We start from the raw sequence: 17,529 nt of genomic DNA, 5'->3' as shown, positions 1-17,529 counted from the left end.
GGCCTATATTTTGCGTGGGGGCACTTCATGCCAACTGTTAAAACAATTTCTGTCGCGGCTTTGGTTGCGATGCTCAGTATCTCTAGTGTATCTGCAAAGACATCCATGCGCGATGCGAGTGCGCCTGCCGAATTTCCACCCGTGACCTATAAAGCCGCGCAATATGTGGACAGCGAAGGCTGTGCCTATGTGCGTACCGGCGGCTATGGTAGTGTGACTTGGGTGCCGCGTGTATCGCGTGATCGCAAGGTTTTATGCGGTTTCAAACCCTCATTGGTGCAGGCTCAAACCAAACTGCCAGTGACCCCAGATCCAATTCTGCCAGCACAGACCAACGCGCCGCTTGACACTGTTGCTAGTATCACTGCGACGCCCGCAAAAGTTGTGCCTAAGTCTGTGCCATCGAAACCACTTCAAGGGAACGGTCCAACGCTTGCGGATGCTGAAATCGTTGGTCAAACCTGTGGCACCGGTGTTGCGGGACGCTCTGTGCGCTGTACGCCGACATCGACGCAGCCCGCTGATTATATTTTGAAACGTCTGCCTGCGGGCATCACTGTGCGCAAAGCAGACGGTGGCATTTTGACGACAACGGAACCAACTTTGGTACGTGTTGCAATCAAACCATCACGCACAGCGTCTGCTGTTGTAACGCCTCCGACCCAAATTGCACCGCGCAGCGTTGTGGATCAGGCCGCTGGTGTCGCAAACTGCACTGGCTTGAGCCCAAATACCGCGCAATACATGGCAACTTCAAATCGTTTTGTCGTGCGCTGCGGGCCGCAAGTTGAGCATCCATCAGCATATATACAACGTCAAAACCAACGTGCAGCACAGGCCAATACGACCATTTCCCAAACGATGCAGACTGGGCGCGAGCTTGGGGTTGCTTACATCGCACCAAAACAAGTACGCACCCCAAAAGGCTATACCCGAACATTCGATGATGGTCGTTTGAACCCAAATCGCGGTCCGCGGACTTTGACAGGTGATTATCAGCAGGCGCAGATTTGGACCAATACAGTACCAGCCTATGCCGTTGATCAAAAACCACATTTGACGTTTTGGCAGAAATTGTTTGGCTCTCATCCGCAGACACGCGCTGCGGTTCCTGTCGCGGTACAGGCAAACGTTCCGGCGCGTGTGTCGACAAAATCTGTTACGCCTGTAAGCACCCCTGTGGTATCGCAAACTGCGCCTGCACAGGGGCTGCGTTATGTGCAGGTTGGCACCTTTGGCGTGCCTGCCAATGCAGATAAATCCATTGCCCGCCTGTCATCTTTGGGGTTGCCAGTTTCCGCACAGATGATGCGGAATAATGGCAAGCCGCTTAAGATGGTTCTTGCTGGGCCTTTCGCGACCTCACAGCAAACGATGCAGGCGTTGGCGCAAGCACGCTCTGCTGGATACGGTGATGCATTTGCGCGAAAATAAAGTCAGACTTTTGATCTGACAACATATGAAATTAACAAAGCCCTCAGGTATCTGGGGGCTTTCGTCTTTTTAGACTGTGCAGATTTAAGATATCGTGGGAAGCTTAGGTGCCGCAGATGTCTTGTAGGGCCACCCAATCCCCATCCGCCAAAACGCGGCGGGCCGATTGCAGGCGGATCGCGTCCGCTTCGATCAGGGGCAAGGTCGTGACGCCCGTGATGTCTTTGGCATAGGCATAGGGCAGGGGGCGCACTTCGGCTGCAGCAAAGCGTTCGATCAACAGATCTATGTCAACTGGGGCAGGGGCTTGTCGCAACAGGTCTTCTGCGTAGGTATCAAGCGTGTCTTTTGGAATTTTCCCGCTGGTCAGCAGTCGCATAGAGGTCATGAACCCAGCGCTGCGCAAGAGATGCTCCAACGGATCAACCTCAGCCGCACGTTGTTGCTCTGCCAATATATAACCTGCCACCACGTCGGGATCTTCATAGTCTTCGATGATGCTGCGGTTGAGCAAGATGACTCCACCGGGCAAGTGCTGTGTGCTGTTAACACCGCTGCGCAACACAATAATATCGCCAACGCCGGAGGCCAACAGGCGCGATTTAAGGGCTTGAAGCGCACGCGCGCCATGCACGGTGTCACAAGGTTTCCCCGATAGTCGCTCAATGCGGGTGAGCAAAGCCTCGCCAATTTGAGTACGCGTCACACCGGGCACAATGGTGACCGCTTGGCTGACAAGCGCACCGGGCAACCAAAACACCCCAAGTGCCAAAGCGCCAATACAGGCAGCAGCCAAGATGCCGCCGCGCAGCCGCCCGGGGCGTGGTGTGCCGCGTTCAATAGCACGCTGAATGCGCAAGATGGCGGCAATCATCGTTTCGTCTTCGGTTTCAAGTCGCTCGTCTGTGTCGAGACTGGGGGCATAGATGGCCAAACGTTCGTTGGTGCCATTCACCCGCTCGATGGCGGGCAACGACCAATGCGAGAGTGTTTTATCATTGGTGTCAGAGATAATAAGAGTGGCCTTGCCCATAGACAGCACAACTTCGATCCTTTGGGTTTCCCCCTCAGGACGCCAAAGCGCAGAAGCCTCAAGTCGGTCATATTCGGATAGCGCTGTCATGCGCGGGCTGCTCTTTGTTGTTTCTTTACCGCAATCTATCTTGAATTGTAGGGTTTCACAATCTTCGCGGCACCTCTTTGCACCTGTAAAAATTGAATTGCCTGTTTTCGACACGGCGCAGCTCTAGTAGCGTGGTCGCATGATCATATCGCATGGCCGCAAATACATCTTTGTTCATATCCCCAAGACGGGGGGCTCGGCGCTCAGTTTGGCGCTAGAGACGCGTGCCATGGCAGATGATATTTTGATTGGCGATACACCTAAAGCGGTGCAACGACGGGCGCGGGTGAAAACACTACAATCCGCTGGGCGGCTTTGGAAACACGCACGCTTGGCCGATATCGAAGGCGTTGTTGCACGGGATGCGTTTGAGGATTTCTTTATCTTCACTTTGGTGCGCAACCCTTGGGATCGCATCGTCAGTTATTATCACTGGCTGCAGTTGCAAAACTGGGATCACAGTGCAGTGCATTTGGCGAAATCTAAGGATTTCAGCAACTTCCTAAATACGCCTGAAACCTTGCGTTCTTTGTCCGTGCCGTCTGCCTTTTATATGCAAGATGGTGCCGGGCGGGATCGCAGTACAGCCTATATGCGGATCGAAACATTAGAGGCAGATTTGGCCCCGCTTTGGACCCATCTTGGTTTTAATCTGGGGCCTATCGCGCGGGTCAATACGTCGAAACGTGCGCGCGATTTTCGGGGCTATTATACTGACGCGGATCAAGACACAGTCGCCAAATTATGTGCTACGGATATCGCTCAATTCGGATATGATTTCACACCCTCTGGTCTGCGTGAGACCCTTTAGACGATCTGTAGGTCGGCGCATATTTGGTTTTCAATGCAAAAAACCCCGCACTTTTGGGCGCGGGGGTTTTTAAGTTTACGTTGCAAAGATTTACGCTGCGCGTTGGTCTTTGCCTGATCCAAACCGTGCATAGAAAGTTTCGCCTGCAGCAGCCATGTCACGCAGCAATGCGGGCGCTTCAAACCGTGGACCATGCGTTGCGGTCAGTTTGTCACACATATCCACAGCTTGCGTCGCGCCGATGATGTCAAGCCAGCTGAACGGCCCGCCAGACCACGGCATAAAGCCCCAGCCAAGGATCGCGCCAACATCGCCTTCGCGAATGTCTGTCAAAACACCAGCTTCAAGCGCGCGAACGGCTTCTAAAACCTGCGCCATAATCAAACGGTGTTGCACTTCGTCCAACTCAGGTTGGCTTTCGGCCACTGCGTATTCGTCAGCAAACCCTGTCCAAAGTGCGCCGCGTTTGCCTTTTTCGTCGTAATCGTAGAAGCCCGCGTTTACTTTGCGGCCCAAACGACCCTTTTCTGCCAACCAAAACACAACTTCGTCCACAGCCGCGTCAGGGTAGTCGTCGCCCATGGCCGCTTTGGTGGCTTTGGCGATTTTGACGCCCAAATCAACAGACGTTTCGTCGATCAATTGCAGTGGTCCAAGAGGCATGCCCAACAACTTTGCAGCATTTTCGATCAAAGGCAGTTCGACACCTTCTGCCGCCATGCGCACGCCTTCGTTGATGTAGGGAATGATGCAGCGGTTGGCATAAAAGAACCGCGCGTCATTGACGACAATCGGCGTTTTGCGAATTTGGCGCACGAAATCAAGCGCTTTGGCCACAGCCACATCGCCCGTTTGCTTGCCTTTGATGATTTCCACCAAAAGCATTTTGTCGACAGGGCTGAAAAAGTGAATGCCGATGAACTGTTCTGGGCGCGATGACGCCTTGGCCAAATCAGTGATCGGTAGCGTTGAGGTGTTGGTGGCAAACACGCATGTTTCGCCCACGACAGCCTCAACTTTGGCGGTGACTTCGGCCTTGACGCTTGGGTCTTCAAACACAGCTTCGACAATCAAATCACAATCCGCAAGAGCGGCGTAATCTGTCGTGGCATTGATCCGTGCCAGCACCTGTTCTTTTTTCTCAGGCGTCACTTTTTTGCGTGATATGCCCTTGTCCAAGATGCCTTCGGAATAAGATTTACCTTTGTCGGCGCTTTCTTGTTTCGCGTCGATCAACACCACGTCGATGCCTGCAGTTGCCGACACATAAGCGATGCCAGCCCCCATCATGCCTGCGCCAATCACGCCGACTTTTTTGACAGTTTGATCAGCAACATCGGGACGGTTTGCGCCCTTTTCCAAAGCTTCCTTGTTGATGAACAAAGACCGGATCATCGCGCCTGACGATGGGTTCATCAATACATTGGTGAACCAACGCGCCTCGATTTTGAGGGCCGTGTCAAACGGCACTTGCGCGCCTTCATAGACAGACGACAGCAATGCTTTTGCAGCAGGATAGACGCCTTGGGTTTGGCCATTGACCATCGCGGAGGCGCCGACAAATGTCATAAAACCAGCCGGATGATAAGGCGCGCCGCCGGGCATTTTCCATCCTTTGGTGTCCCAAGGTTTCACAATGTCAGCATCTTTGGCAGAAAGAACCCAAGCTTTCGCAGCGCTCAACAGCTCATCTGCAGGGACGACTTCATCAATCACGCCGCTGGATTTCGCCTTTTTCGGGTCCATCATTTGGCCTTGAAGCAAAATGGGCGAAGCGGCCATCGCACCGAGTTTGCGCGAAATACGTGTGGTGCCGCCAGCACCGGGGAAAATGCCGACTTTAATTTCGGGCAGGCCAATTTTGGCTTTAGCATTGTCGGCGGCAAAAATGCGGTGACACGACAGTGGAATTTCCAACCCTATGCCAAGCGCTGTGCCGGGCAAGGCGGCTGCAATCGGTTTGCCGCCTTTGTTGGTTTTTGCATCCATGCCAGCGCGTTCAATTTTGCGCAACGTGGTGTGCATGCCCATAATGCCGTCAAACAGACCTTGTGCTGGATTGTCGCCTGCACTGTCTTTCATTTTTGCGATGATGTTCAAATCCATCCCGCCAGCGAATGTATCTTTGCCAGAGGTCAAAACGACACCTTTGACAGCCTCATCCGCCAGCGCAGTATCGATGTGGGCGTCTAGTTCGGCTAAGCCCTCAAGCGATAGCACATTCATGCTTTTGGTGGTGACATCCCACGTGATAACGGCCACGCCGTCTGCGTCTACTTCATATGTAAAATCAGTCATGTCAGTGTCCTCACATCCGCTCAATAATTGTTGCAGCGCCCATGCCAGAGGCGATGCAAAGCGTGGCTAGGCCTGTGCCTTTGCCTGTGCGTTCAAGTTCATCCAGCAGGGTACCGATGATGATCGCGCCTGTTGCACCCAGTGGGTGACCCATGGCAATCGATCCGCCGTTGACGTTGACTTTCGAGCTGTCCACATCAAACGCTTGCATGAAGCGCAAGACCACAGATGCGAAAGCTTCGTTCACTTCAAACAGGTCGATGTCTGAAATGCTCATGCCGCTGTCAGCCAGAATTTTTTGCGTCGCAGGTACGGGGCCCGTCAGCATGATTGTGGGGTCTGTGCCGATCTTGGCGGTGGCGCGAATGCGGGCGCGGGGCTTGATCCCGTATTTTTCACCGAACTCTTTGTTGCCAATCAAAACCGCAGCTGATCCATCAACGATGCCAGAGGAATTGCCTGCGTGGTGGATGTGGTTGATCGTTTCCAGGTGCGGGTATTTCATCAAGGCGACTTTATCAAAGCCGGGCATCACTTCGCCCATGTCTTTGAATGCCGGTTTCAACTTGGCAAGCGCTGCCATGTCAGTGCCGGGGCGCATGTATTCGTCGCGGTCCAAAATGGTCAGGCCGTTTTGATCGAGCACAGGAACAATGGATTTGGCAAAGCGGTTGTCAGCCCATGCCGCAGCAGAGCGTTTTTGTGATTCCGCGGCCAGCGCATCTGCGTCATCGCGGCTAAAGCCATATTCGGTGGCGATGATATCAGCAGAAATCCCTTGGGGCACAAAGTAGGTGTTCATGGCGATGCTTGGGTCAACCGCAATGGCTGCGCCGTCTGATCCCATGGGCACGCGGCCCATCATTTCCACGCCGCCGGCGATGTAGGCCATGCCCGCGCCGCCTTTGATTTGGTTGGCGGAAAGGTTTACGGCTTCAAGACCCGAGGCACAAAAACGGTTGATCGCAAGGCCAGGAATGCGCTCATCAAGATCTGAGGCCAAAACGGCAGTCCGCGCAAGGCAGCCGCCCTGTTCGCCGACTTGGGTGACATTGCCCCAAATCACATCTTCGACCGCATGACCCGAAAGTCCGCTACGCTCTTTGATGGCGTTTAGCATCTGCGCTGACAGACGTGCGGCGGTGACCTCGTGTAGGCTCCCGTCCTTGCGTCCTTTGCCGCGCGGGCTGCGCACCGCGTCGTAAATATATGCCTCAGTCATCTTTTTCCTCCTCAGGCCCGATCCGCAGGGGATCCGGGCATCATATCATAGGGGTGTTTCCAGTTTGGCAGGGTTTCGATATTGCCAAGCCAGCGATCAATATTGGGCCAATCGGCCCGCTCAAACCCAAAGGGTTCGGGGTAAAATAAGTAACCGCAACACGCGGTGTCTGCGATGGTAATGCTATCGCCCACAAGCCAGTCACGGTCCTCAAGGGCGCGGTCCAAAACGGCCAGCGCTGCTCTGACGCGTCCCATGTTGAACCCGATCACTTCGGTGGGGCGTTTGGATGGGTCTAGGAAGTTGTTCAAAAACCGTGTTGGTCCCGCTTGGCCGGACATCTTTTGATTGTCCCACAGCACCCAGCGCAAAATTTCACGTGTGTCGTCTGCCGTGGTGCCGCCCAGCTTGCCCGAGATGTCGCTGGCATAAAGTTGGATCACACCAGATTGGCTAAGCTGGGTGTCGCCATCGATAAAAAACGGCACTTCGCCCATGACGTTCATCGCGAGAAAGGTGTCTGAGCGCGCTTCGCCGTTGAAGAAATCGACGAACTCAGGCGTCCAGTCGATGTCGCATAAAGTGAGCGTCAGCGCAGCTTTGTAAGAATTGCCACTTTCGCCAAAGCAATAGAGTTTCGCCGTCATATCGTTTCCTCCGTTGAATAATACATAGGGACGATAGCGCGCGTTGCAGTGTTTTGCGTCAAGAAAAAACACTGTGCTTTTAAGAGACTGTATTGAGTTTGGCGATAATAGATGCGGCGCGCCCCAAGTGCTTGTACCGATTGCAGGGTGTGGGGCGCGGAATGTGTCATTTTTTCCTGTTTTCCAAATCCGAATTGAACAACCGCAAGCGGTGTTCCAGTTTTTCTTGATGCGTCACGGAAGAGAAATTCTCGAAAAGGAAAGACAGCGCCTCGCCCTCATCAAGACCCGCCTCCCGCGAGAATGATTTGAGACGACGATAGCCTTCTTCTGTCATCGAAACAGGAAAACGCCGCGTCATTCTAAAACGTTTGGGCATGATTACGCTCCGTCATAAGTGTAAAAGCTTTTCTGGTTTGGTCACAAAAAAGCCCTCCGCCCACAAATGGGGCGAAGGGCCAATTGCGCGAGGTTGCGTCAGTTTAGAATGCTTCGGCAGACAAGGCCATCACAGGATCAGCACCGCTTTCAATTCGTTTCAAAAGCGCGCCTGTCATCGGCAGTTGACGGGCCATGTAGTAGCGTGCGGTGATCAGTTTGTTTTTATGGAATTCTGGATCATCCGTACCATTTGCCAGTGCTTTCAACGACACATCCGCCATGCGGCCCCACATCAAACCAAGTGACACATAGCCGAACAGATGCATGAAATCATACGATCCAGACAGCGCAGCATTGGGGTTTTTCATGCCATTTTGCATGAAGTACATACCTGCAGCTTGCAAATCTTTTGATGCGGCTTTGAGAGGTGTTGTGAACTCTTCCATCTCGGGCGCATCAGAGGTTTTGCAGAATGTTTTGACCATATCGAAATAGGCCATCACATGCTTCCCGCCATCTTGTGCCAATTTACGGCCAACAAGATCAAGGGCTTGAACGCCGTTTGCGCCCTCATAGATCATCGCGATGCGGGCATCACGCGTGAATTGAGACATGCCCCATTCTTCGATGTAGCCGTGACCACCATAGACTTGCTGCGCGTTCACAGTCGCTTCATAGCCTTTGTCGGTCAAGAAACCTTTGAGCACAGGGGTCATCAAAGAAATCAGACCTTCGGCGTCTTTATCGCCACCGCGATGTCCCGCATCGATCAAGGATGCGCCCCACAACATGAACGCACGCGCGCCTTCGATGAATGATTTTTGGTCCATCAAGTTGCGGCGAATGTCAGGGTGTACGATCAAAGGATCAGCTGGGCCATTCGGGTTTTCAGCGCCTGTGACAGCGCGCCCTTGCAAGCGGTCTTTCGCGTAAATCACTGCGTTTTGGTAGGCGGCTTCCGCTTGCGCCAAGCCCTGCATCGCCACGCCAATACGCGCTTCGTTCATCATCGTGAACATGGCACGCATGCCTTTGTTCAGATCACCCAACAAATAACCCGTCGCGTCATCGTAGTTCATCACGCAAGTTGAATTGCCGTGGATGCCCATTTTTTCCTCGATGGAGCCAACAGACACGCCATTTGAGGTGCCAAGGCTGCCATCATCATTCACATTGAATTTCGGAACGATAAAGAGCGACACACCTTTGATGCCGTCTGGCCCACCGGGGACCTTCGCCAGCACAAGATGAATGACATTGCTCGACATGTCGTGATCGCCAGCAGAGATGAAAATCTTTTGGCCTGAAAGTTTGTAAGACCCATCGTCTTGTGGTTCAGCCTTGGTGCGCATCAATCCCAGATCGGTGCCGCAGTGAGGCTCGGTCAGGTTCATCGTGCCTGTCCACTCGCAAGACACCATGTTTGGCAGGTAGGTGGCTTTTTGGTCGTCCGTGCCGTGCACCAAAATCGCAGACGCTGCACCGTGGGTCAGCCCTTGATACATGGTAAAGGCTTGGTTCGCGCCAGAAAACAGTTCACCAACGGCAGTCCCAATCACATAAGGAAGCCCCTGACCGCCGAACTCTTCGGGCATATCAAGACCGGGCCACGCGCCCTCTTTGACTTGCTCGAACGCGGCTTTGAAGCCTGTAGGCGTTGTGATGATACCGTTTTCTAAGGTGCAGCCTTCTTTGTCGCCCACGGCATTCAGCGGGGCCAACACGTCGGAGGCAAGCGCGCCAGCAGCCTCAAGAATGGCGTCTGTAAACTCAACATCGAGATCGCTGTAACCCGGGGTTGTGGCTTCGGAAATCTGCAAAACGTCATGTAGGACATATTGGACGTCCTTGTTTGGTGCTGTGTAGCTTGGCATTGGGCTCTCCCTTAAACTTTATGTGTGGGAGAGTTCGTTGAGCTCTCCCTGCGCGGTCTTTTGAATGAGTGCGCTCTGCACCCACTCCATTTGTACATCCAACTCAGCCATGATCTGTTGAAGATCTAGGACCTGTTGCTCCAAGTTCTTTTTGCGCGCCTTGTAAGCGGCAAGCGTGCCTTGAAGTTGTTTTCTTCCGGAGTCTTTAACATCGTAAAGATCCAAAAGTTGGCGAATTTGTTCCAAGGCGAATCCAAAACGTTTCCCACGAAGGATAAGTTTTAATCGCGCTCGGTCGCGTCGCGTGAAAAGCCGCTTTTGTCCCTCTCTGATGGGAAAAAGAAGCTCCTTCGCTTCATAGAATCGCAAAGTGCGTGGTGTTACATCGTACGCGTCACACATTTGGCGAATGGTCATCACCTCGTTTGTCATTTTGAATTCACTCCAGTTCGGCTGTGCGTCAGGTCGGCTTGTGCCGTTGTACCGAGCGAAATGAGTTCTTCACCCCAACTCTACAAGCTCAGCGCACATACATGTAAATGTAACGTGGCGTCATCTCGGGTTTTGTAAAACTATCGACCCCTGACGTAGGGACCACGAGACATATTATTCCCCTCTCGTAAACAAAAGCGATTTGATTTTTGCGGGGAATAAATAGGATTTTTCCCCTATTTTAAGCCATCAAAGCGCTTTGGCGCGATTGACTCGTCAAATGCAAACACTCTTCGGAATTGCTCTGCCGGGGTGTCGAAATTGCGGGGAGAATACAGACATAACGCGTCAAGACGTTGCGTCTTTCGCGTCTGATGTGTGGGGTGCGATGTCATATCGTACGGCCAAATGGGCTTACGGTTTTTTAGTGACGTCTTCGCGTAGATGAGTGAGTTCTAGAATCGCAGATTCGATTTCTGCTTTTTGCTTGCTCAATGCGGCAAGCTGGCGATCGGCCAAAGCAACAAACGCATCAGACTGTGCTTGCGTGCCTTCTTCATTGTACAAAAGTAGCCATTGGCGGATTTCCTCAAGCGAAAATCCATATTTTCGCCCGCGCAGGATCAGTTTCATCCGCCCCAACTCGCGAGTGGTATAAAACCGTGTCCGCCCTTCCTTTTCAGGGGACAGAAGTTCAATGTATTCATAATAACGCAATGTGCGCGGTGTCACATCAAAGGTGGAACACATTTCTTTGAAGGTCAGGCGCTCAGTGGTCATATGCAAGTTCTCCTTGATGGGAATCTAAACCCTTCAGCTCTGTCTGGCAACTTGGTTTGGTGATCATTGTGCGGTTGTGGATGCGTCATAAGCGGTCATCCGACACTTTCTTGCTGTTACGTTACAGGACTTGTGCAGAATTGGCGTTTGCGATCTGCTATTCTCGTACTCTACTGATAGATATGCTTAAAATATGAATTGGTTTAAATGACACAAAATATCATAGACAATGCCCGCCAATTTATATTGGCGCTGCCGCACGCCAAAGCCTTGGGGTTGGTGCTTGATGATATCGGGGCCGGCAAAGCTCAGATTTCAATGCCCTATAGCACCGCGCTGATTGGAGATCTTGAAACAGGCGTTATTCATGGTGGTGCGGTGTCCGCTATGATGGATACCTGTTGTGGTGCAGCCGTTATGTCGCATCCCAAAGCAGGCTTGGCCACGGCCACCATAGATTTGCGCATCGATTACATGCGCGCTGCCGTGCCCAAAGCTACAATCACGGCGACAGCACAGTGCTATCACGTCTCTAGTTCCGTCGCCTTTGTGCGCGCCACTGCGACAGATGGGACGTCAGACACCCCTGTGGCAACCGCAACTGGAACCTTTGCTGTGGAGCGCACAATATGACACGACGCTCGCCTGAACCCGTTGATGTCGTAAAAACGCGCCGAGATTCCGCTTTGTTGGCGCTCAAAGCACGCGTGCCTTATGCTGAGTATTTGGGGGTTTCTTTTGAACGGCGTGGCGACGAATTAACTACGACGATGCCGTTTCGTGCAGATTTACTGGGAAACCCCATTTTGCCGGCTCTGCATGGGGGCGCGATTGCTGCCTTTCTCGAAGTGACCGCGCAGGTGGCGCTGAGTTGGTCCGTGATTTGGCCGATTTTTGAACAGGAAGGCGCGATTGAAACCTTGCCTGCTTTGCCTAAAACGATTGATATTACTGTAGATTACCTGCGTTCAGGCCTGCCGCGCGATACCTATGCACGGGCCAAAGTGACGCGCGCAGGACGTCGGTTTGCATCCGTTCAAGTTGAAGCGTGGCAAGACAATCACGCCCGACCCATCGCAATGGCGACGGGACATTTCTTGATGCAAAATAATGGCTAAAACGATGCACTCCAAAGATACAATCACTCACAAACGGGTTTTAACCATCGCCGTGCCAATCGTTTTGTCGAATGCAACGGTGCCGATCCTTGGCGCGGTTGATACGGGTGTTGTTGGCCAGCTTGGTCTTGCTGCGCCGATTGGGGCCGTGGGCATCGGAGCCGTCATTTTGGCCTCCGTCTACTGGCTGTTCGGTTTTTTGCGGATGGGCACAACAGGGCTGGTGGCGCAGGCGCGTGGGGCAGGGGATCTGGGCGAAGTCTCTGCGCTATTGACGCGTGTGATGATGATCGCAGTTGTGGCTGGCGTGGCGCTTATTGCGCTGCAAGTGCCGATTCTTTGGGCGGCGTTCAAACTCGCGCCTGCATCTGCCGAAGTTGAAACTCTCGCGCGCAGTTATATTGGCATTCGCATTTGGTCCGCGCCTTTTGCGATTGCGGGGTTTGGTTTGACTGGTTGGCTGATTGCGGGTGAACGCACCCGCGCTGTATTGGTGTTGCAGTTGTGGATGAACGGACTGAACATTTTACTGGACCTGTGGTTCGTGCTTGGGCTCGGTTGGGGGATTGAAGGCGTTGCCATTGCCACGGTGATTGCGGAAGTGACGGGGGCTGGGCTTGGCCTATTTTTATGCCGCTCTGCGCTGACGCATCCCGCTTGGAAAGCTTGGCCTAAGGTGTTTGATCCTGCGCGTTTGCTCAACATGGCGCGTGTGAATACGGATATTATGATCCGGTCTATTTTGCTTTTGGCGATAATGGTGAGTTTTGCCTTTTTTGGCGCGAGCTTTGGTGATCTGACCTTGGCGGCCAATCATATCTTGATGCAATTCGTTGAAATTACGGCCTATGCGCTGGATGGATTTGCGTTCACGGCAGAAGTTTTGGTGGGGCAAGCTTTGGGCGCGCGGTCTGCATTGGCGTTGCGCCGTGGCGCATTGATGGCATCATTTTGGGGGCTGTTGGTTTGTACAGTTTTGGCCGTAACATTCGCTGTGTTTGGCGGGGTGATTGTTGACATCATGACCACAGCACCAGATGTTCAAGCCGAAGCGCGGCGCTTTTTGCCATGGATGGTCAGCGTCCCGCTGGTGGGGCTGGCCGCTTGGATGTTAGACGGAGTTTTCATTGGTGCGACGCGCACGCGCGATATGCGCAATATGAGTGTCGTTAGCTTGGTTGTGTATTTGGCTGCGGTTTATGTGTTGATGCCGCGGTTTGGCGCGCATGGGCTTTGGGCGGCGCTGTTGATCAGTTACATTGCTCGCGGAGCGACGCTTGCGTGGAAATACCCTGCATTAGAACGCGACGCGCACCGCAGCTGATTTTCTTGAGATTAAAACACGCTTAAGGCGGCTTAAAGCCAAGCGTCCCGTCGCGTGCCGACCGCATCTGACACGGTGTCAAACCCATCGGCTTTGAGCAGGTTATCCAGCCCTTGTGCAATACGCGGGGCCAAAGAAAGTCCGCCATAGACCATGGCAGAATAAAGCTGAACCACCGATGCGCCTGCGCGGATTTTAGTGTAGGCATCCAACGCAGATGAAATGCCACCAACGCCAATCAGCGGCACGTCTTCGCGTAAAATATGCGATAATTGCGCCAGCACCTTAGTGGACTTTTCGAACAAAGGCGCACCGGAAAGCCCGCCCATTTCGCCTTTACTTGCACTTTTCAAACCTGTTCGCGACAGTGTTGTGTTGGTTGCGATTACGCCATCGATGCCAGATATCTTGGCGACTTCTGCAATTTCTGCGATCTCTGATTGTTCAAGATCAGGTGCGATTTTTAAAAAGACAGGCACTTTATGGTCAAGTGCTTTGCGCGCATCCAAAACACCAAGAAGCAGTGCTTCGAGCGCTTCTGGACCTTGCAGGTCACGCAGCTTTTCCGTGTTGGGTGATGACACGTTGACGGTGGCAAAGTCGATATGATTGCCGCAATGAGAAAAAACCCGAGCAAAATCGGCAGCGCGGTCATTGCTGTCTTTATTGGCCCCAAGATTGAGCCCAACAGGGACAGCCCGCGTTCCTGTGCTTGGCTTGTTTGCTTTCAAACGCGCGCCAATGGCCTCCATGCCTTCGTTATTAAACCCGAACCGATTGATCACAGCACGGTCTTCGGTTAGGCGAAATAGGCGCGGTTTTGGATTGCCCGACTGCGGATGTGGGGTGGCAGCACCCACTTCGATAAAACCAAACCCCGCGCGCGACAGCTGTGCGATGGCTTCAGCATTTTTATCAAACCCAGCGGCCAGCCCGATTGGGTTGGGCATCTCGAGTCCTGCAAATGTGGTTTTCAGGCGCGAGGATGTGATCGGCCCGGGTAAGGGCGCAAGGCCCGCGCGCAAGGCAGTCAGCGCCAAGTGATGTGCTTTTTCGGGATTGATTTTGCGTAAAACCTTGAGGCCGAGTTGTTCTGTCAGGCTCATAGCATTTCCTTTGGAAAAACATGTGTGCCCGCGTCGAGGGGCAAAGGCTTGGACCAAGTCACATCGCGCATGTTCAAGGCGCGGTATAGATGTGGAAACAAGGCCCCGCCGCGTGATGGTTCCCATTTTAGGTCTGCGCCCATGCGGTCTGTTTCACAGGCCAAAAGTACAAGCCCCTCAGCCCCTGCAAACCATTTGGCTGCTGTTTCAACGGCTTGGTCTGCCGTTGAAAAATGCACATAGCCATCGGCCAGATCAACGGGGGCCCCTGCAGTTTCGCCTTGCGCCTGCATTGCGGCCCATTCGTCTGCACGAAATATTTTGTAAATCAACATGACTGCGTGATGCCAGTGCGCAGCAAAGGGGTCAATATAAATCAGAGCCAGTTGGTTAGGCGTCTTTGGATGAGTGGGATGATCAAATAGACCATCGCCCCAACAATGAAGGGCACCATGACCAAGGTGCGAAGCCAGATAGGCCAGCCTTGTGTGAGGGGGCTGAGGCCATAAGAAAATGCTGTGACCAGCGGATAGACAAAGAGAAACACAAAGCCGGAAAATCGAATACGGGAGGGTTTACGAAGGTGCGTTGTCATGGGATACCCTTAATGGAACGGATCGTCTCTATCTATATGAACGATTCGTTTCGTTAGGTAAAGGGCCAATATATGTCGCAAAATATAAAGACAGATGGGACATCGCGTCGCTCAATAGGGGCACGCCAAAACCCAGACACGGAATCCGCTATTCTGGATGCGGCTTTAGATCTTTTGCTAACAAAGGGGCCCAAGGGGCTGACAATGGATGCCGTGGCGCGCAAGGCCAAAGCGGGAAAAGCGACTATATATAGATGGTGGCCAACACGCGGTGCTTTGCTTTTGGCAATATATGGACGCATCAAGGGCCCTCATGCCCATGCGGACACAGGGCAACTTGAAACTGATATTTCAGCGTTTTTCGACCATGTATTCGCTTTTTGGCAAGGGGATGCGGGGCGTGTCTTTGCGCAGATCATTGCGCAAGCGCAGGGCGATGCCGAAGTTGCAGAGGCTTTGCGTCAATATCGTTGCGATCGGATTGATGACTGGTTGGTTGTGCTCAAGCGGGCGGATGCGCGAGGGGAATTGAGTAATGATATTGCCCCCGAGCAGATTGCTGAGGTCATCATCGCCTTGGCTTGGCAGCACCTTTTGATAGATCGACTTGATGCCAAAGGAGCTGATCTTGCGCGGATTGTCGCCTCTGGCATTTTGAAGGGCAGATAGGTGCCTGTCATATAAGCGTTGCCGAATTGTGCGAGACGTTGCCGCAATGGAATCTTTGACTCAAAGGTCAGAGTTGCCGAAGGTTACACTATCAATCAACTAGGGGGGCAGTTTTATGCTCAAACGAATCCTTACCACATCCGCTGCATTGGCTCTGTCTGCAGGGGCCGCGTCGGCCGACTATTCTCTGACGATTTTGCACACCAATGACTTTCACGCCCGCTTTGAACCTGTTTCAAAGTATGATTCCGGCTGTTCAGCTGAGGATAATACTGAAGGCAAGTGTTTCGGCGGTTCTGCACGTTTGGTGACTGCTGTAGAAGCAGCACGCACACGGTCCAACAACTCCATCCTTGTCGATGGCGGGGACCAATTCCAAGGTACGCTGTTCTACACATACTATAAAGGCAAACTTGCCGCTGAGATGATGAACAAAATGGGTTACGATGGCATGACTGTCGGCAACCACGAATTTGACGATGGCCCTGAAGTGCTGCGCGGCTTTATGGATGCTGTTGATTTCCCTGTGCTTATGTCCAATGCGGACGTGTCAGGTGAACCGCTTTTGCACGACAAATTGGCGAAATCCACTGTGATTGAACGTGGTGGCGAAAAGCTTGGCCTGATTGGAGCAACGCCACAAAACACTGCTGAATTGTCATCACCTGGTGACACCGTCGTGTTTTCTGATCCTATCGAAGCAGTTGCAGGCGAAGTTGCCAAACTGACCGAAATGGGCGTGAACAAGATTATCGTGTTGTCCCACTTGGGTTATAACAAAGACCAAGAAATCGCAGCGGCCGTTGATGGCATCGATGTGATCGTTGGCGGTCACACCAATACGCTTTTGTCTAACACCAATGAACGCGCTGCAGGACCATACCCGACTGTCGTGGGCGGAACTCAAATTCTGTCCGCATACGCTTATGGTAAATTCTTGGGCGAGCTGAATGTGACTTTTGATGATAACGGTGTTGTCACAGAGGCCGTGGGCGAGCCAATCATCATGGACGCAGATGTTCATGAAGACGAAGGAACTGTTGCACGCATCGCAGAGGCTGCGCTGCCTTTGGATGAGATCCGTAACAAAATCGTGGCAAACACAGCTGAAGCCATTGATGGATCACGTGAAAATTGTCGTTACACAGAGTGCCAAATGGGCAATCTTGTCGCTGACGCGATGCTTGCACGTGTGAAAGAACAGGGTATCCAAGTGGCTTTGGCCAACGGTGGTGGTTTGCGTGCGTCTATCGATGCAGGCGAAGTGACTCAAGGCGAAGTGCTGACAGTGTTGCCATTTCAAAACACTTTGGCGACCTTCCAAGTGGATGGGGCGACGTTGAAAGCTGCTCTTGAAAATGGCATGGCGCAGTTCGACGATCCAGAAGATGATGGTCGTTTCCCTCAGGTGGCAGGCATCAAATACGTTGTCCAAAGTGGCAATGCCACGGGCGAACGTGTGACTGAGATCATGATCGACATGGACGGCACTTGGACACCACTTGATTTGTCCAAAGACTACGGCGTCGTGTCCAACAACTTTGTGCGCTCAGGTGGTGATGGTTACAAAATGTTCCGCGAAGCTAAAAATGTATATGATTTTGGCCCTGATCTGGCTGATGTGACTGCTGAATATCTTGCAGCACATGCGCCTTACACACCTTACTTGGATGGTCGTATCACGGTGAAATAATCACCTGATGCTACGGACTAGA

18 protein-coding genes are annotated in these 17,529 nt (G+C 52.7%); 7 read left to right on the top strand and 11 right to left on the bottom strand.

Going from position 1 to position 17,529, the window contains the following annotated elements; genetic code table 11:
- Positions 1 to 27: 27 nt before the first annotated feature.
- Complete coding sequence (locus BM025_RS02200) at positions 28 to 1,434, top strand: SPOR domain-containing protein (RefSeq protein ID WP_085847119.1); 1,407 nt, start codon at positions 28 to 30, stop codon at positions 1,432 to 1,434.
- Between the two features lie 103 nt (positions 1,435 to 1,537).
- Here the strand turns inward: BM025_RS02200 and BM025_RS02195 are convergent, their stop codons facing one another.
- A complete protein-coding gene (locus tag BM025_RS02195; RefSeq protein WP_085847120.1) occupies positions 1,538 to 2,557 on the bottom strand; it encodes a hypothetical protein in 1,020 nt (339 codons plus the stop codon).
- Between the two features lie 139 nt (positions 2,558 to 2,696).
- On the opposite strand from BM025_RS02195, the gene BM025_RS02190 reads away from it, so the two are divergent.
- Positions 2,697 to 3,368, top strand: coding sequence for a sulfotransferase family 2 domain-containing protein (locus tag BM025_RS02190; protein ID WP_085847121.1), 672 nt, complete (start codon positions 2,697 to 2,699; stop codon positions 3,366 to 3,368).
- 90 nt (positions 3,369 to 3,458) lie between these two features.
- Here BM025_RS02190 and BM025_RS02185 read toward each other — a convergent pair whose 3' ends face one another.
- The 7 genes from BM025_RS02185 to BM025_RS02155 all read right to left on the bottom strand — a co-directional run bounded on the left by BM025_RS02185 (position 3,459) and on the right by BM025_RS02155 (position 11,002).
- On the bottom strand, positions 3,459 to 5,666 hold the full coding sequence (locus tag BM025_RS02185; protein WP_085847122.1) for a 3-hydroxyacyl-CoA dehydrogenase NAD-binding domain-containing protein: 2,208 nt from the start codon (positions 5,664 to 5,666) through the stop codon (positions 3,459 to 3,461).
- A 10-nt stretch (positions 5,667 to 5,676) separates the two neighbouring features.
- Complete coding sequence (locus tag BM025_RS02180; RefSeq protein WP_085847123.1) at positions 5,677 to 6,888, bottom strand: acetyl-CoA C-acetyltransferase; 1,212 nt, start codon at positions 6,886 to 6,888, stop codon at positions 5,677 to 5,679.
- A gap of 11 nt (positions 6,889 to 6,899) precedes the next feature.
- Positions 6,900 to 7,535: a glutathione S-transferase family protein gene (locus BM025_RS02175; protein ID WP_085847124.1), complete on the bottom strand. Its 636-nt coding sequence runs from the start codon at positions 7,533 to 7,535 to the stop codon at positions 6,900 to 6,902.
- 166 nt (positions 7,536 to 7,701) lie between these two features.
- Positions 7,702 to 7,914, bottom strand: coding sequence for a hypothetical protein (locus BM025_RS02170; RefSeq protein ID WP_085847125.1), 213 nt, complete (start codon positions 7,912 to 7,914; stop codon positions 7,702 to 7,704).
- A 103-nt stretch (positions 7,915 to 8,017) separates the two neighbouring features.
- Positions 8,018 to 9,790, bottom strand: coding sequence for an acyl-CoA dehydrogenase C-terminal domain-containing protein (locus tag BM025_RS02165; RefSeq protein ID WP_085847126.1), 1,773 nt, complete (start codon positions 9,788 to 9,790; stop codon positions 8,018 to 8,020).
- Positions 9,791 to 9,808: 18 nt separating this feature from the next.
- Positions 9,809 to 10,222 (bottom strand): MerR family transcriptional regulator, encoded by a 414-nt coding sequence (locus BM025_RS02160; protein WP_085847127.1) that lies wholly within the window; start codon positions 10,220 to 10,222, stop codon positions 9,809 to 9,811.
- 414 nt (positions 10,223 to 10,636) lie between these two features.
- Positions 10,637 to 11,002, bottom strand: a complete 366-nt coding sequence (locus BM025_RS02155; RefSeq protein WP_085847128.1) for a MerR family transcriptional regulator — start codon at positions 11,000 to 11,002, stop codon at positions 10,637 to 10,639.
- Between the two features lie 207 nt (positions 11,003 to 11,209).
- Between BM025_RS02155 and BM025_RS02150 the strand changes: the two genes are divergently transcribed.
- From BM025_RS02150 to BM025_RS02140, 3 genes are read left to right on the top strand one after another with little or no spacing between them, the layout of a single operon-like run.
- Complete coding sequence (locus tag BM025_RS02150; RefSeq protein WP_085847129.1) at positions 11,210 to 11,635, top strand: PaaI family thioesterase; 426 nt, start codon at positions 11,210 to 11,212, stop codon at positions 11,633 to 11,635.
- On the top strand, positions 11,632 to 12,120 hold the full coding sequence (locus tag BM025_RS02145; protein ID WP_085847130.1) for a PaaI family thioesterase: 489 nt from the start codon (positions 11,632 to 11,634) through the stop codon (positions 12,118 to 12,120). Before BM025_RS02150 ends, BM025_RS02145 begins: the two co-directional genes overlap by 4 nt.
- Positions 12,121 to 12,124: 4 nt before the next feature.
- Positions 12,125 to 13,444, top strand: coding sequence for an MATE family efflux transporter (locus BM025_RS02140; protein WP_306455970.1), 1,320 nt, complete (start codon positions 12,125 to 12,127; stop codon positions 13,442 to 13,444).
- A 32-nt stretch (positions 13,445 to 13,476) separates the two neighbouring features.
- On the opposite strand, the gene BM025_RS02135 is transcribed toward BM025_RS02140, so the two are convergent.
- From BM025_RS02135 to BM025_RS02125, 3 genes are read right to left on the bottom strand one after another with little or no spacing between them, the layout of a single operon-like run.
- On the bottom strand, positions 13,477 to 14,550 hold the full coding sequence (locus BM025_RS02135; RefSeq protein ID WP_085847132.1) for a quinone-dependent dihydroorotate dehydrogenase: 1,074 nt from the start codon (positions 14,548 to 14,550) through the stop codon (positions 13,477 to 13,479).
- Entirely contained in the window at positions 14,547 to 14,885 is a 339-nt protein-coding gene (locus BM025_RS02130; protein ID WP_085847133.1) for a DUF952 domain-containing protein, read from the bottom strand. Before BM025_RS02130 ends, BM025_RS02135 begins: the two co-directional genes overlap by 4 nt.
- A gap of 41 nt (positions 14,886 to 14,926) precedes the next feature.
- Positions 14,927 to 15,145, bottom strand: coding sequence for a putative antibiotic biosynthesis monooxygenase (locus BM025_RS02125; RefSeq protein ID WP_085847134.1), 219 nt, complete (start codon positions 15,143 to 15,145; stop codon positions 14,927 to 14,929).
- Between the two features lie 72 nt (positions 15,146 to 15,217).
- On the opposite strand from BM025_RS02125, the gene BM025_RS02120 reads away from it, so the two are divergent.
- Positions 15,218 to 15,814, top strand: a complete 597-nt coding sequence (locus BM025_RS02120) for a TetR/AcrR family transcriptional regulator (RefSeq protein WP_085847135.1) — start codon at positions 15,218 to 15,220, stop codon at positions 15,812 to 15,814.
- Positions 15,815 to 15,929: 115 nt separating this feature from the next.
- On the top strand, positions 15,930 to 17,507 hold the full coding sequence (locus BM025_RS02115; RefSeq protein ID WP_085847136.1) for a bifunctional metallophosphatase/5'-nucleotidase: 1,578 nt from the start codon (positions 15,930 to 15,932) through the stop codon (positions 17,505 to 17,507).
- Positions 17,508 to 17,529 lie beyond the last annotated feature (22 nt).

Source organism: Pacificibacter marinus (assembly GCF_900109555.1).
Classification (GTDB): domain Bacteria; phylum Pseudomonadota; class Alphaproteobacteria; order Rhodobacterales; family Rhodobacteraceae; genus Celeribacter; species Celeribacter marinus_C.
Note: the sequence above shows the minus strand (reverse complement) of the source record. Positions and strands in the feature narration are given on the sequence as shown.

Bases quoted from the DNA above. Each gene is read 5' to 3' on its own strand.
- BM025_RS02200 (WP_085847119.1), top strand. From the start codon at position 28: ATGCCAACTGTTAAAACAATTTCTGTCGCGGCTTTGGTTGCGATGCTC.
- BM025_RS02195 (WP_085847120.1), bottom strand. From the start codon at position 2,557: ATGACAGCGCTATCCGAATATGACCGACTTGAGGCTTCTGCGCTTTGG.
- BM025_RS02190 (WP_085847121.1), top strand. From the start codon at position 2,697: ATGATCATATCGCATGGCCGCAAATACATCTTTGTTCATATCCCCAAG.
- BM025_RS02185 (WP_085847122.1), bottom strand. From the start codon at position 5,666: ATGACTGATTTTACATATGAAGTAGACGCAGACGGCGTGGCCGTTATC.
- BM025_RS02180 (WP_085847123.1), bottom strand. From the start codon at position 6,888: ATGACTGAGGCATATATTTACGACGCGGTGCGCAGCCCGCGCGGCAAA.
- BM025_RS02175 (WP_085847124.1), bottom strand. From the start codon at position 7,535: ATGACGGCGAAACTCTATTGCTTTGGCGAAAGTGGCAATTCTTACAAA.
- BM025_RS02170 (WP_085847125.1), bottom strand. From the start codon at position 7,914: ATGCCCAAACGTTTTAGAATGACGCGGCGTTTTCCTGTTTCGATGACA.
- BM025_RS02165 (WP_085847126.1), bottom strand. From the start codon at position 9,790: ATGCCAAGCTACACAGCACCAAACAAGGACGTCCAATATGTCCTACAT.
- BM025_RS02160 (WP_085847127.1), bottom strand. From the start codon at position 10,222: ATGACAAACGAGGTGATGACCATTCGCCAAATGTGTGACGCGTACGAT.
- BM025_RS02155 (WP_085847128.1), bottom strand. From the start codon at position 11,002: ATGACCACTGAGCGCCTGACCTTCAAAGAAATGTGTTCCACCTTTGAT.
- BM025_RS02150 (WP_085847129.1), top strand. From the start codon at position 11,210: ATGACACAAAATATCATAGACAATGCCCGCCAATTTATATTGGCGCTG.
- BM025_RS02145 (WP_085847130.1), top strand. From the start codon at position 11,632: ATGACACGACGCTCGCCTGAACCCGTTGATGTCGTAAAAACGCGCCGA.
- BM025_RS02140 (WP_306455970.1), top strand. From the start codon at position 12,125: ATGCACTCCAAAGATACAATCACTCACAAACGGGTTTTAACCATCGCC.
- BM025_RS02135 (WP_085847132.1), bottom strand. From the start codon at position 14,550: ATGAGCCTGACAGAACAACTCGGCCTCAAGGTTTTACGCAAAATCAAT.
- BM025_RS02130 (WP_085847133.1), bottom strand. From the start codon at position 14,885: ATGTTGATTTACAAAATATTTCGTGCAGACGAATGGGCCGCAATGCAG.
- BM025_RS02125 (WP_085847134.1), bottom strand. From the start codon at position 15,145: ATGACAACGCACCTTCGTAAACCCTCCCGTATTCGATTTTCCGGCTTT.
- BM025_RS02120 (WP_085847135.1), top strand. From the start codon at position 15,218: ATGTCGCAAAATATAAAGACAGATGGGACATCGCGTCGCTCAATAGGG.
- BM025_RS02115 (WP_085847136.1), top strand. From the start codon at position 15,930: ATGCTCAAACGAATCCTTACCACATCCGCTGCATTGGCTCTGTCTGCA.